Origin of the sequence: Clavibacter tessellarius, from assembly GCF_001618005.1 — a bacterium.
In the GTDB taxonomy this organism is placed as follows: domain Bacteria; phylum Actinomycetota; class Actinomycetes; order Actinomycetales; family Microbacteriaceae; genus Clavibacter; species Clavibacter tessellarius_A.
The window spans coordinates 95,070-107,448 of record NZ_LQXA01000028.1; the positions used below are offsets into that span (position 1 = coordinate 95,070).

Here is a 12,379-nt window from a genome sequence, read left to right on the forward strand (position 1 = left end):
GGTCAGCTGACGGGGCCCTCCGTGAGGGTGACCTCGGTCGTCTTCTGCGCGCCGGCCGCGGTGGTCCAGCCGAGCTTGATGCGGTCGCCCGGCTTGTGGCCGGAGACCGCGGTGCTGAGCTCGGACGCGGAGGCGACGGGCTTCCCGTCGACCGAGGTGACGACATCGCCCTGCGCGAGCCCGGCCTTCGCGGCACCGGATCCGTCGACGACGCCGGAGAGCGGCGCGCCCGCGACGGTGCCCGGCTGGTTCGCGAGCAGCACGCCGAGGAACGCCGGGTAGCCGATCTTCACGGTGCCGGACTCGACGCCGCTCTCGATCTGCTTCGCGATGGACATCGCGCGGTCGATGGGGATGGCGAAGCCCGTGATGTCGGCGGATCCGCTCGAGGCGGCCGTGTCGATCCCGACGACCTCGCCGTCGGCGTCCTTCAGCGGTCCGCCGGAGTCGCCGGAGACGATGGGCGCGTCCGTCTGGATCATGTCGGTGAGCGTCTCGCCGGCCGCCGTGCCCTCGGACTGCGTCGTCACCGACTGGCCGAGAGCGGTGACCGCGCCGGACGCCGCCGTGAGCGTTCCCGTGCCGCCCGCGTTGCCGACGCCCGTGACGGCCTCGCCGACCTGGACGCCGTCGGAGTCGATCTTCGCCGGGGTGAGGCCGGATGCGCCCTCGAGCTTCAGCACGGCCACGTCGTTCGTGGCGTCGGTGCCGACGACCTTCCCCACGTACGCCTTGCCGGTGGACTCGACGGTGACGCGGATGCTCGTGGCGCCGCTGACGACGTGGTTGTTGGTGAGGATGGTGCCGTCGGACGACAGGATGATGCCGGTGCCCGCGCCCGCCGCGTTCTCGTAGGTGAGGGCGGAGTCGACGGTGACGACGCCGGAGATCTGGTCGGCCGACGCCTCGGGGGAGGTCTCCGAGGCGCCGGTGCCGGATCCGGATCCGCGCTGATTGCCGGAGCCGCCGTCGGATCCCTGCCCGGTGCCGCCCGTGCCGCGTCCGTGGCCGTGGCCCTGCCCGGGGACGAAGGAGCCGGGGTCCTGGACGCGGGAGTCGCCGGCCGCCGTGGAGTGGCGCCCGAGGTCGGCCATGAAGCCGACCGCGGTGCCGCTGCCGAAGGCGAGGAGGAGGGCGAGGGCGGAGGCACCGGCGATGAGCCCGGTGCGGAGGCCGCGGCCCATCCGCTTCGGCGGGACGGGGTGGCCCGCGGCGTCCACCTGCAGGGGGCGGCCGAACGCGTCGGTCGCGGGCGCGGGCCAGGGCGATCCGGCTGGGGCGCCGTGCCCGACGGACGGCGACGCGGTGGCGTACGCGGCGGTCGGGGCGGCGGGGCCGGCCGCGGCGGGTCCGGTCGGGGCGGCCCAGGCAGCGGTGCCGGTGCCGGTGCCGGTGCCGGTGGTGGAGGTGGGAGTCGCGTCGGTGGGAGGCGTGGTGGCGGAGGTGGGAGTCGCGTCGGTGGAGGGCGCGGGGGTGGTCGTGCCGGCGTCGCCGGCCGGGGCCTCGTCCGGACGTCCGGTCGGCTCCTGCGGTGTCTCGTTCATGACGGTCCTTCGTGTCTCGGGTGGCCCGGTGGGGGCGATGAGGAGATCACACCGCCCGTCCCTATGAGCAGCCCATGACGAGCACGAGCGTCGGCCATGGATCGCGGCACCCCCGGCGCCCGGCCCGGCGCCCGCCCCGCGCGTAGGCTCGACGCATGGAGCAGAGAAGCCTCGGCAGGACCCATCGGAACGTCTCGGTCATCGGACTCGGGACCTGGCAGCTCGGCGGGGACTGGGGTGACGTCGCCGAGGACGACGCGCTCGCCGTGCTCGATGCCGCGGCCGACGCGGGCATCACCTTCTTCGACACCGCCGACGTCTACGGCGACGGCCGCAGCGAGACGATCATCGGATCCTGGCTCCGTGCGCACCCGGGCTCCGGCGTCACGGTCGCCACGAAGATGGGCCGCCGCGACGCGCAGGACCCCGGGAACTTCACCCTCGACCGCTTCCGCGAGTGGACCGACCGCTCGCGCCGCAACCTCGGGGTCGACACGCTCGACCTCGTGCAGCTGCACTGCCCGCCCACGCCCGTCTTCTCGAGCGACCGCGTCTACGACGCCCTCGACGAGCTCGTCGCCGACGGCGCCATCGCGTCCTACGGCGTGAGCGTCGAGACGACCGACGAGGCCCTCCTCGCGATCGCGCGGCCGGGCGTCGCGAGCGTGCAGATCATCCTCAACGCGTTCCGCCTCAAGCCGCTCGACCGGGTGCTGCCCGCTGCGGCGGAGGCCGGGGTCGGCGTCATCGCGCGCGTCCCGCTCGCCTCGGGCCTCCTCAGCGGCCGCTACTCGGCGGACACGACCTTCGCCGAGACCGACCACCGGAACTTCAACCGGAAGGGCGAGGCGTTCGACGTCGGCGAGACCTTCTCCGGCGTCGACTACGAGCAGGGCGTCACCGCGGCGCGCGAGTTCGCCGCGGCCGCGCACGAGGCCGCGCCCGACCTCACGCCCGCGCAGGTCGCGCTCGCCTGGATCGTGCAGCGCGAGGGCGTCTCCACGGTGATCCCCGGCGCGCGCAACGCGGAGCAGGCACGCGCCAACGCGCAGGCCGGCGACGCCCCCGCGCTCGGCGAGGTCTTCGAGCGGCAGGTGGCCGACATCTACGACCGGTGCTTCCGCGAGGCCATGCACCCGCGCTGGTAGCCGCCCGCACGTGCGACGGCCCCGACCCGCTCTGCGCGGGTCGGGGCCGTCGATCGTGGGAGACCGCTACTGCAGCTTGTCGCAGGCGGACGACATCTGCGTCTTCAGGTCGGCGCTGAGGGGCTGGCCGACCCCGGGGGCGATCTGGTCGGCGAGGGCCGTGATCTGCTGGCCGGCCGCCGCGGCGCCGTTCTCGGGCGAGGCGGAGATCTCGGTGCCGAGGTCGCGGAACGCCTGGACGTCCGACTCCTCGAGCGTCGACTTGTCCTTGAGGCCGCAGGCGATCTCGCGGGTCTTCGCGGCGATGGCCTCTTTGGATCCGGTCGCGGCGGCGTCGCCGGAGCCGGCGCTCGCGCTCGCGTCGGGCGTGGGGGCGGCGGCCTCGGCGGGGGCGCTCGCGGAGGCGGAGGGCGCGGGGGTGACGGCGTCGTCGGCGGCGGGCGAGCTGCAGCCGGCGAGCGTCAGGCCGAGGACGAGCCCGAGCCCGGCGATCCCGGCCCGCAGGCGTCGCGTGGTCAGAGGGGTCTGCTGAGAGGTCATGCCCTCACACTATCCAGCCGGGCGGCTCCGTTTTCCGCGGGGGCGGGAACTCTGGGGCGCGGAGCGGACCCGCGCTGGCAGCCCGCGTGTCAGGTGACGATGGCGACGGGCTCCGTGTCCGGGATCGGCCCGGCGTCGCGTCCGCGGAGGTCCGGACTGTGGCGGTGGAACACGGCGGCGATCGCGGTGCCCGCGGCGAGCAGCGCGGCCGCCACGACGAAGGCGCCCTGTGCGCCCTGTGCGTCGATGACGAAGCCGGCGGCCGCGGACCCGAGGGCCGCGCCGATGAGCTGGCCGGTGCCGACCCAGCCGTACGCCTCGGCGGTGTCGCTGAACCGCACCGACGAGGACACGACCGCGAAGAGCACCGCGAGGGCGGGCGCGATGCCCACGCCCGCCAGGAAGAGGAACACGGAGAGCCAGGCGAACTGCATCCAGACGGCGGCGAGGGCCGTGCCGACCAGGATGATCGTGAGGCGTCGGGCCATGGCCCACGGGCTGATGGGGACGTGCCCGAGGGAGAGGCCGCCGATGAGCGAGCCGACCGCGAAGATCGCGAGCACGAAGCCGGCCTCCGGGCCGCCGTGCCCGTAGACCGCGACGACGCCCGCCTCGATGGCGGAGCACGCGGCGATGAGGAGGAAGCCGACCACGGTGCTGAGGAGCACGGGCGGGCGCCCGAGCACGACGCCGAAGCGGCGCTTGCTGCGCGGGATGCGCACCCGGCCGAGCTCGGGGGAGGAGATGAACCACGCGCCGCCGCCGACCAGGAACGCCGCCGCGACGAGGATCCCGGCGCTCGTGTCGACCTGGATCGCGAGGAAGGTCGCGATGACGGGCCCGAGGACCCAGATGATCTCCTGCGCCGAGGCGTCGAGCGAGAACAGGGGCGTGAGCTGCTTGGAGTTGACCATCTTCGGGTAGATGGTGCGGACGGCCGGCTGCACGGGCGGGTTGGCGAGGCCGGCGACGAGGCCGAGCACCATGAAGACCGGGACCGACGTGCCCGCGTCGCCGAGCGCCACGGCGACGACGGCGACGGTGCAGACGATGGACGTGAGGACGAGGACGGGCCGCATGCCCCAGACGCCCATCCACCGGCTGGTGAGGGGCCCGGCCACGGCCTGGCCGATGCTCGTCGCGGCCAGCACGAGGCCGGCTGCGCCGTACGAGTCGTGGATCCGCTCGACGTGCATGAGGAACGCGAGCGAGAGCATGCCGCCGGGGAAGCGCGCCACGAGCTGGGCGGCGATGATCCGGCCCACGCCGCGGGTCTTGAGGAGGCTTCCGTACGTGCTCACGAGGGTCAGATCCTACCGTCCGTGAGGCATCCGCCCGCAGCCCCGGGCGCCACCGGACAGGGATGTCGGGGGACCTCCGTAGCCTGTGGAACCTGTGGACAAGTCCGCGGAGTTGTCCACACCTGTGGACGACACGCCCACTACATATGGGGTTGGGCTCGGCCGGGGGCCCGCATATATAGTGATGGGACCGCGGGACACCCCGCCGCCTTTGCTCCCCGGAGCCGGGCGGATGAGGGCCCGCCGAGCATTTCCCCTGGTGAGGACCAGGGCTGGTGAGGCACATGGCGCGGCGGGCACGACCCGCACCGCGTCGCCGCCGACAGCAGGACGGTCCGCAGCCGATCAGGGCGGACGACGAAGACGACGAGGAGCAGAGTGTCCATCACCGTAGTGAAGCGCGACGGCACGCGGGAGCCGTACGACGCGAACCGCATCAACCTGGCCATCGAGGACGCCACGCAGGGCCTCGATGAGAACATCGGCTGGGTCACGCAGATCGCGTCCGAGCTGGAGATCACCCTCTTCGACGGGATCACCACGCAGCAGCTGGATGAGGCGGTCATCCAGGTCGCGCTCCAGAACGTGAAGGACGACCCGGCGTTCGACACCGTCGCGGCGCGCCTCCTCCTCAAGACCATCTACAAGCGCGTCCTCGGCGACTACTCGTCGCCCGAGGAGCTCAAGCGCCTCCACGCGGAGCACTTCGCCCGCAACATCCAGCGCGGCGTCGACGAGATGCTCCTCGACTCCCGCCTCGTGCAGCTGTTCGACCTGGAGCGCCTCGCCCAGGCCCTGGAGCCCGCGCACGACGAGCTGCTCAAGTACATCGGCGTCGTCACGCTGAACAACCGCTACGGCATCAAGGGCCGCAACGGCGACGCCCTCGAGGTGCCCCAGTACTTCTGGATGCGCATCGCGATGGGCCTCACGCTCAACGAGCAGGACCCGACCGCGACCGCCATCGCCTTCTACGAGAAGATGTCGAAGCTCGAGTACCTCGCGGCCGGCTCCACCCTCGTCAACGCGGGCACCATCTACCCGCAGCTCGCGAACTGCTTCGTCATGGAGATGCAGGACGACATCGAGCACATCGCGAAGACCACGCGCGACGTCATGTGGCTCACCAAGGGCACGGGCGGCATCGGCCTCTCCGTCTCCAAGCTGCGCGCGCAGGGCTCGCCCATCCGCTCGAACAACACCACCTCCACGGGCCCCATCCCGTTCATGCACACCATCGACTCGGTGCTCCGCGCCGTCAGCCGCGGCGGCAAGAAGTTCGGCGCCCTCTGCTTCTACATGGAGAACTGGCACCTCGACTTCCCCGAGTTCCTCGACCTGCGCCAGAACTCGGGCGACCCGTACCGCCGCACCCGCACCGCCAACACGGCCGTGTGGATCAGCGACGAGTTCATGAAGCGCGTCCAGAACGACGACGACTGGTACCTCTTCGACCCGCTGGAGGTCTCCGACCTCAACGAGCTGTACGGCAAGGCGTTCTCGGAGCGCTACGCGTTCTACGTCGGCGAGGCCGAGGCCGGGCGCATCCGGATGTTCAAGCGCATCAAGGCGCGCGAGCAGTTCAAGTCGATCCTCATCTCGCTCCAGACCACCAGCCACCCGTGGCTGACCTGGAAGGACACGATCAACAACCGCGCCCTGAACAACAACACGGGCACGATCCACCTCTCGAACCTCTGCACCGAGATCACGCTGCCGCAGGACGAGGACAACGTCTCCGTCTGCAACCTGGCGTCCATCAACCTGTCGCAGCACTTCGCCGACGGCAAGATCGACTTCGCGAAGATCGAGCAGAGCGCGCGCCTCGCGGTGCGCCAGCTCGACAACCTCATCGACATCACGCGCTCCAGCGTGAAGGAGGCGGACTTCTCCAACCAGCAGAACCGCGCGGTGGGCCTCGGCGTCATGGGCTTCACCGACGTCGTGGAGAAGCTCGGCTTCTCGTACGAGTCGGAGGAGTCGTACGACCTCATCGACGAGATCATGGAGCACGTCTCCTACGCGGCCATCGACGAGTCGGCCGATCTCGCCAAGGAGCGCGGCGCGTACCCGAACTTCGAGGGCTCGCGTTGGTCGGAGGGCCTCGTGCCGCTCGACTCCATCGCGCTCATGGAGGCCGACCGCGGCGTGCCCGTCAAGGTCAACCGCACCACGCGCCTCGACTGGGACGCGCTCCGCGCCAAGGTCAAGGGCGGCATGCGCAACGCGACGCTCATGGCGATCGCGCCCACCGCGTCCATCGGCCTCGTCGCCGGCACCACGCCCGGCCTCGACCCGCAGTTCTCGCAGATCTTCAGCCGCTCCACCTCCTCGGGCAAGTTCCTCGAGGTCAACCGGAACCTGGTGAAGGACCTGCAGGAGCTCGGCCTCTGGGAGACCGTGCGCGAGAGCATCCTGCGCAGCCAGGGCGACATCCAGAACATCGCCGCCATCCCGGACTCGGTCAAGGCCACGTACCGCACGAGCTTCCAGCTCTCGCCGTACGCGTTCCTCGAGGTCGCGGCGCGCGCGCAGAAGTGGATCGACCAGGCCATCAGCCGCAACATGTACCTGGAGACGCGCGACCTCGGCGACATGATGGACATCTACTTCGCCGGCTGGGAGCGCGGGGTCAAGACCACGTACTACCTGCACATGAAGCCGCGTCACACGGCCGAGCAGTCGACCGTGAAGGTCGACAAGTCGCAGGACGCCGACGGCACCAAGCGCAAGGGCTTCGGCGGATTCGGCGGCGGCGCTCCCGCGGCCGTGCCCGCGTCTGCCGCTCCCGCATCCACCGCGACCGCGGACGCCCCGGCGCCGCAGTCCGCTCCGGCGCCCCGCAAGGGCTTCGGCTTCGGCGGAGTGGGAGGTGCACGCTGATGAACGACGACACGTTCGGCGACTACGTCGTCCCCATGGACCCCATGGACGAGCTCCAGTGCGACTCCTGCCAGTAGGCAGGACCGCCGCAGCGGGTCGCGCAGCCCGCGCGGCGCGACCCGCCCCCATACGAACGACGAGCTAGAAGCAACAGGGAAGAAGAAGCAGATGTCGAAGATCCTCGGCACGGGAATCCAGGAGGGCCTCCTCCTCAAGCCCGTCAACTACCAGTGGGCCATGGACCTGTACGACCAGGCCGTCGCCAACACGTGGTTCCCCAACGAGATCCAGCTCGGCGAGGACATCGCGGACTTCAAGAAGATGACGGACGAGGAGCGCCACGCGATCACGTTCCTCATGAGCTACTTCAACCCGAACGAGCTCCTCGTGAACAAGGCGCTCGCGTTCGGCGTCTACCCCTACATCAACGCGCCGGAGTGCCACCTCTACCTGGCGAAGCAGATGTGGGAGGAGGCGAACCACTGCATGTCGTTCGAGTACGTCCTGGAGACGTTCCCGATCGACCGCGAGGCCGCGTACAACTCCCACGTCGACATCCCGTCGATGGCGCGCAAGGAGGAGTTCGAGGTCAAGTTCATCAAGCGCATGACCGAGCAGACCCTCGACATCACCACCACCGAGGGCAAGAAGGACTTCGTCCGGAACCTCGTCGCGTACAACGTGATCCTCGAGGGCATCTGGTTCTACTCGGGCTTCATGGTGTCGCTGTCGTTCCGCCAGCGGAACCTGCTGCGCAACTTCGGTTCGCTCATGGACTGGATCGTGCGCGACGAGTCGCTGCACCTGAAGTTCGGCATCAACCTCATCCTCACGGTGCTCGAGGAGAACCCCGACCTGCAGACGGAGGAGTTCGCCGCCGAGATCAAGCAGATGATCCTCGACGCCGTCGAGATGGAGGAGCAGTACAACCGCGACCTCCTGCCGAACGGCATCCTCGGCCTCAACGCGAACTACATCAACCAGTACGTGAAGTACCTGGCCGACCGCCGCCTGGAGGAGCTCGGCTTCGAGGCCGAGTACAAGGTCTCCAACCCGGCGAAGTGGATGGCCACGGCGAACGACACGCTGCAGCTCGTCAACTTCTTCGAGTCGACCAACACGTCGTACGAGTCGAACGCGTCCGCCACGGTCGGCGCCAAGTAGGACCGCGCCACCCGCCGCGGGAGACCGCGGCGCCGCACCATCGCACCACCGCACCACCCGACGCCGCCCGCGCCGCGCATCCGTCGATGCCGGGGCGGGCGGCGTCGTGCCGCCGCCCGCATCACCATCGCCGCCATCGAGAGGGCCCATGGACCAGCAGCACGACTCCGCCCCGCGTCACGTCGCCCGCGACGGGCGGGCCTACCGCACCGAGGTCGTGGGGTGGGACGACCCGCGCGGCGCCCGGATGCGCCGCGCCATGGAGGACGAGATGGACGTCCGCTACGAGGGTCGGCACGCCGACGACCCGGACTGGCCGGCGAAGGCCGCCGTCGCGTTCGCGATCGACCCCGCCGACGTCGAGGCGGTCGTGCTGCTCGTGCCGGAGGGCGACGATCGCGAGGCGGCCGCGCACGGCGTCATCCGTCGGCTGCGCGGCGAGCTGGAGCTGAAGAAGGTCGTCGTGGATCCGGCGCACCGCGGCACGGGGCTCGCCCGCGTGCTCATGGCCGAGCTCGAGCGGGTCGGACGGGAGCGCGGCGCGCACCGGATGATCCTGCAGACCGGCGACCGGCAGCCCGACGCCGTGCGGCTCTACGCGACGGCCGGCTGGCTGCCGATCGACGTGTACCCGCCGTACATCCCGGTCACGAACTCGATCTGCTTCGAGAAGCCGCTGCGCTGAGGGCGTCGTCGACGAGGAGGGCGAGCAGGTCGGCGAAGGCGAGGCCGTCGGCGGCGAAGCTGCGCGGGACCTGCGACGCGGCGGTGCAGCCCGGCGTCGTGTTCACCTCGTTGAGGACGGGGCCGTCCGCGGTGAGGAAGAAGTCGACGCGGACGACGCCGCGGCAGTCGAGCGCCTCCGCCATGCGGGTGGCCGCGTCGTGCAGGGCGGCCAGCTCCTCGGGCGCGAGCGGGGCGGGGATGGCGAAGCGGGCCTCGCCGCCGTACTTCGTCTCGGCGTCGAACACGCCGTCGGCGAGGATCTCCACCGCGGGGCCGATGCGCACCGCGCCGTCCGCGGCGCGGATGACGGGCAGGTCGATCTCGCGGCCCGACATCAGGTCCTCGACCAGCACGCGGTCGTCGACGGCGAAGGCGTCCGCGAGCGCGGCGGGCAGGTCTCCGGCGGACTCCGCGAGGCCGACGCCGTGGCTGGATCCGCCCACGGCCGGCTTCACGATGACCGGGTGGTCCCATGCGTACGCGGCCGCCGAGCCGCGCGTGAGCTGCACGCCGGGCGCGACCGCGATGCCGATCGAGGTCGCCAGGAGCTTGGTCTGCAGCTTGTCCATGCCGATGGCGCCCGCGCGCACGCCGGACCCGACGTAGGGGACACCCGCGAGCTCGAGGAGCGCGGCGATCGTGCCGTCCTCCCCGTCCTGCCCGTGCAGCATCGGGATGGCGACGTCGCAGCCGGCGAGGACGTCGATCGCACCGGCCAGCGTGAGCGCCCGGCCGGACGCGTCGAGCCAGCCGTGGTCGCGCAGCAGGGTGAGCGGGACGGCGTCGAAGCGCGCCGGGTCGAGCGCGGCGGCGACGCCCGCGGCGGAGGCCAGCGACACGTCGTGCTCGGTGCTCCTCCCGCCGCCGATGACGGCGACGCGCGTGCGTGCGGCGTCCCGGGCGGTGCGGGGGGCGTGGGGGGTTGCGGTCATGCGCGGATCTCCGTCCGGTCGCGGGGCGGGGCGGGGGTGCCGGATGCGTCGGCCGGGGTCGGGGCCGGGTCGACGGACGCGGACCCCACGTCGCCGTGCGTCGCGAGGGCGCTCCCGACGGCGGTGAGGACCTCGTGCGGGATGGTGCCGGCCCAGCGGGCCCAGTCGCCCGCGGTGGGCGCGCCATCGGATCCGTCGCCGAGCACGACGGCCTCGTCGCCGACCGAGTCCGCGGAGCCGGGGCCGAGGTCGACGACGGTCTGGTTCATGGACAGCACGCCGGCGACCGGCACCCGGCGGCCGGCGACCTGCACGGAGGCGAGCGGGGAGGCGGCCCGGGGGAGGCCGTCCGCGTAGCCGACGGGGAGCAGGCCGAGCATCGTGTCGCGCTCGGCGGTCCAGGTGCCGCCGTACCCGACGGACGTGCCCGCATCGACGCGGCGCACGTCCATCAGCGGGGCGCGGAGGGTCAGCGCCCAGCGGAGGCCGGCGGATCCGCTCGCGTCGATCCCGGCGAGGCCGGCGCCGATCCGCACCAGCGTGCCGCGCGAGGCGGGATCGAGGAGGGCGGCGGCGGATCCGGCAGCGTGGCGCTCCTCGGGATCCAGCCCCGCAGCGCGGAGGACCTCCCAGGCGCGCTCGAAGGCCCGGCGCTGGGCCTCGTTCGCGGGAGCCGCCGGGCGGTCCGCCGAGGCCATGTGCGTCATGGCGCCGACGACGCGGATCCGGCTGCGTCGCTCGGCCTCGGCGGCGCGAGCGGCGAGGAGCTCCCAGTCCGCCTCGGGGAAGCCCTCGCGCGTGAGCCCGGTGTCGATCTGCAGGTGCACGCGGGGCGCGCCGTCCGCGTCGATCGCGCGTCCGAGCTCCGCGAAGGTGCCCACCGCCACGTCCACGCGGTGCTCGGCCGCGACCGCGAAGTCGACGACGTCCGTGTTCAGCCAGCTGAGCGCGGGCACGCGGATGCCGGCCAGGCGGAGGCGCACGGCGTGCTGCACGGCGGTCACGCCGATCCAGGTCGCGCCGCCCTCGATGCCCGCTCGCGCCGCGGTGAGCGCTCCGAGCCCGTAGCCGTCGGCCTTGACGACGGCCATGACGGGCGTCCCCGTCCACGCGGCGAACACCGCCGTGTTGTGCCGGATCGCGTCCGGGTGGACCTGGGCGCGCACCTCGCCTCGGGGGTCGTTCACGCGCCGTCACCGCCCTGCCCGGACGGGAGACCGTCCTCGAGCACGGGACTGCGCATCCCGCAACCCTAGGGGGTCGAGGCGTCGATCCCGCCTGCGAGCATGGGGGACATGTGGATCACCCTCACGCCGACCGAGCTGGATCACGCCCTCCGCACCCGCGACGACGTCCGGGTCCTCGACGTGCGCTGGTCGCTCGGCGGCCCTCCCGGCCGGCCGCTGCACGAGGCCGGGCACATCCCGGGAGCCGTGTACGTCGACCTCGACGAGGAGCTGTCGCGGCACGGTGCGCCGGAGGAGGGGCGGCATCCGCTGCCGGATCGGGAGGCGCTGCAGGAGGCGGCCCGGCGCTGGGGGATCCGGACGGGCGACGTCGTCGTGGCGTACGACGGCGGGGGCGGCCTCGCGGCGGCCCGGGCCTGGTGGGTGCTGCGTGACGCCGGGATCGCCGACGTGCGGATCCTCGACGGCGCGCTGCCCGCCTGGACCGCGGCCGGGCTGCCGCTCGAGACCGGCCCGGTGGTGCCGGCGCCCGGCGACGTGACGCTCACCTCCGGGCTCCTCGCCGTGGTCGACGAGGCCGGCGCCGCCCGCGTCGCGCACGACGGCGTCCTGCTCGACGCGCGCGCGGGGGAGCGGTACCGCGGGGAGGTCGAACCGTGGGATCCGCGCGCCGGCCACATCCCCGGCGCCCGCAGCGCGCCCTCCTCGGACGCGCTCGACGCCGACGGCGCGTTCCGCTCGGCCGCGGAGCTGCGCGCGCGGTACGCCGGGCTCGGCGTGCCGGAGGCGGGGGAGGTCGCGGTGTACTGCGGGTCCGGCGTCAGCGCGGCGCTCGAGGTCGCGGCGCTCCGCATCGCCGGGATCGACGCGGCCCTGTACCCCGGATCCTGGTCGGCGTGGGCGAACCGGCCCGAGCTGCCGGCCGCGACCGGTGCGGAACCGGGCGGGCACTGA

At 72.5% G+C, this 12,379-nt stretch carries 10 protein-coding genes; 5 read left to right on the forward strand and 5 right to left on the reverse strand.

What is annotated here, in order from left to right; translation table 11 throughout:
• Positions 1-2: 2 nt before the first annotated feature.
• A complete protein-coding gene (locus tag AWH51_RS07265; protein WP_254654506.1) occupies positions 3-1,544 on the reverse strand; it encodes a S1C family serine protease in 1,542 nt (513 codons plus the stop codon).
• A 155-nt stretch (positions 1,545-1,699) separates the two neighbouring features.
• Between AWH51_RS07265 and AWH51_RS07270 the strand changes: the two genes are divergently transcribed.
• Positions 1,700-2,692 (forward strand): aldo/keto reductase, encoded by a 993-nt coding sequence (locus AWH51_RS07270; RefSeq protein ID WP_063071427.1) that lies wholly within the window; start codon positions 1,700-1,702, stop codon positions 2,690-2,692.
• A 66-nt stretch (positions 2,693-2,758) separates the two neighbouring features.
• On the opposite strand, the gene AWH51_RS07275 is transcribed toward AWH51_RS07270, so the two are convergent.
• The gene (locus AWH51_RS07275) at positions 2,759-3,232 is read right to left on the reverse strand and encodes a hypothetical protein (RefSeq protein ID WP_063071428.1); all 474 of its coding nucleotides are present in this window, start codon (positions 3,230-3,232) and stop codon (positions 2,759-2,761) included.
• 89 nt (positions 3,233-3,321) lie between these two features.
• A complete protein-coding gene (locus tag AWH51_RS07280; RefSeq protein ID WP_063071429.1) occupies positions 3,322-4,533 on the reverse strand; it encodes an MFS transporter in 1,212 nt (403 codons plus the stop codon).
• Between the two features lie 378 nt (positions 4,534-4,911).
• Between AWH51_RS07280 and AWH51_RS07285 the strand changes: the two genes are divergently transcribed.
• The 3 genes from AWH51_RS07285 (at position 4,912) to AWH51_RS07295 (ending at position 9,265) form a co-directional block, all read left to right on the forward strand.
• Positions 4,912-7,416 carry a ribonucleoside-diphosphate reductase subunit alpha gene (locus AWH51_RS07285; RefSeq protein ID WP_081234955.1) on the forward strand — a complete coding sequence of 835 codons (2,505 nt, stop codon included), beginning with the start codon at positions 4,912-4,914 and terminating at the stop codon, positions 7,414-7,416.
• 168 nt (positions 7,417-7,584) lie between these two features.
• On the forward strand, positions 7,585-8,580 hold the full coding sequence (locus AWH51_RS07290; protein ID WP_012039117.1) for a ribonucleotide-diphosphate reductase subunit beta: 996 nt from the start codon (positions 7,585-7,587) through the stop codon (positions 8,578-8,580).
• A 148-nt stretch (positions 8,581-8,728) separates the two neighbouring features.
• On the forward strand, positions 8,729-9,265 hold the full coding sequence (locus AWH51_RS07295) for a GNAT family N-acetyltransferase (RefSeq protein ID WP_063071431.1): 537 nt from the start codon (positions 8,729-8,731) through the stop codon (positions 9,263-9,265).
• Here AWH51_RS07295 and AWH51_RS07300 read toward each other — a convergent pair.
• Positions 9,228-10,238, reverse strand: a complete 1,011-nt coding sequence (locus AWH51_RS07300; RefSeq protein WP_063071432.1) for a D-alanine--D-alanine ligase — start codon at positions 10,236-10,238, stop codon at positions 9,228-9,230. The genes AWH51_RS07295 and AWH51_RS07300 overlap by 38 nt on opposite strands.
• Entirely contained in the window at positions 10,235-11,425 is a 1,191-nt protein-coding gene (alr, locus tag AWH51_RS07305) for an alanine racemase (protein WP_081234957.1), read from the reverse strand. The genes AWH51_RS07300 and alr overlap by 4 nt, the downstream gene beginning before the upstream one ends.
• Positions 11,426-11,533: 108 nt before the next feature.
• Here alr and AWH51_RS07310 point away from each other — a divergent pair, with 108 nt between their 5' ends.
• On the forward strand, positions 11,534-12,379 hold the full coding sequence (locus tag AWH51_RS07310; protein WP_063071433.1) for a sulfurtransferase: 846 nt from the start codon (positions 11,534-11,536) through the stop codon (positions 12,377-12,379).

Excerpts from the sequence above, each read along its gene's own strand:
- AWH51_RS07275 (WP_063071428.1), bottom strand. The coding sequence starts at position 3,232 with ATGACCTCTCAGCAGACCCCTCTGACCACGCGACGCCTGCGGGCCGGG.
- AWH51_RS07300 (WP_063071432.1), bottom strand. The coding sequence starts at position 10,238 with ATGACCGCAACCCCCCACGCCCCCCGCACCGCCCGGGACGCCGCACGC.
- AWH51_RS07270 (WP_063071427.1), top strand. The coding sequence starts at position 1,700 with ATGGAGCAGAGAAGCCTCGGCAGGACCCATCGGAACGTCTCGGTCATC.
- AWH51_RS07295 (WP_063071431.1), top strand. The coding sequence starts at position 8,729 with ATGGACCAGCAGCACGACTCCGCCCCGCGTCACGTCGCCCGCGACGGG.
- AWH51_RS07310 (WP_063071433.1), top strand. The coding sequence starts at position 11,534 with ATGTGGATCACCCTCACGCCGACCGAGCTGGATCACGCCCTCCGCACC.
- AWH51_RS07265 (WP_254654506.1), bottom strand. The coding sequence starts at position 1,544 with ATGAACGAGACACCGCAGGAGCCGACCGGACGTCCGGACGAGGCCCCG.
- AWH51_RS07290 (WP_012039117.1), top strand. The coding sequence starts at position 7,585 with ATGTCGAAGATCCTCGGCACGGGAATCCAGGAGGGCCTCCTCCTCAAG.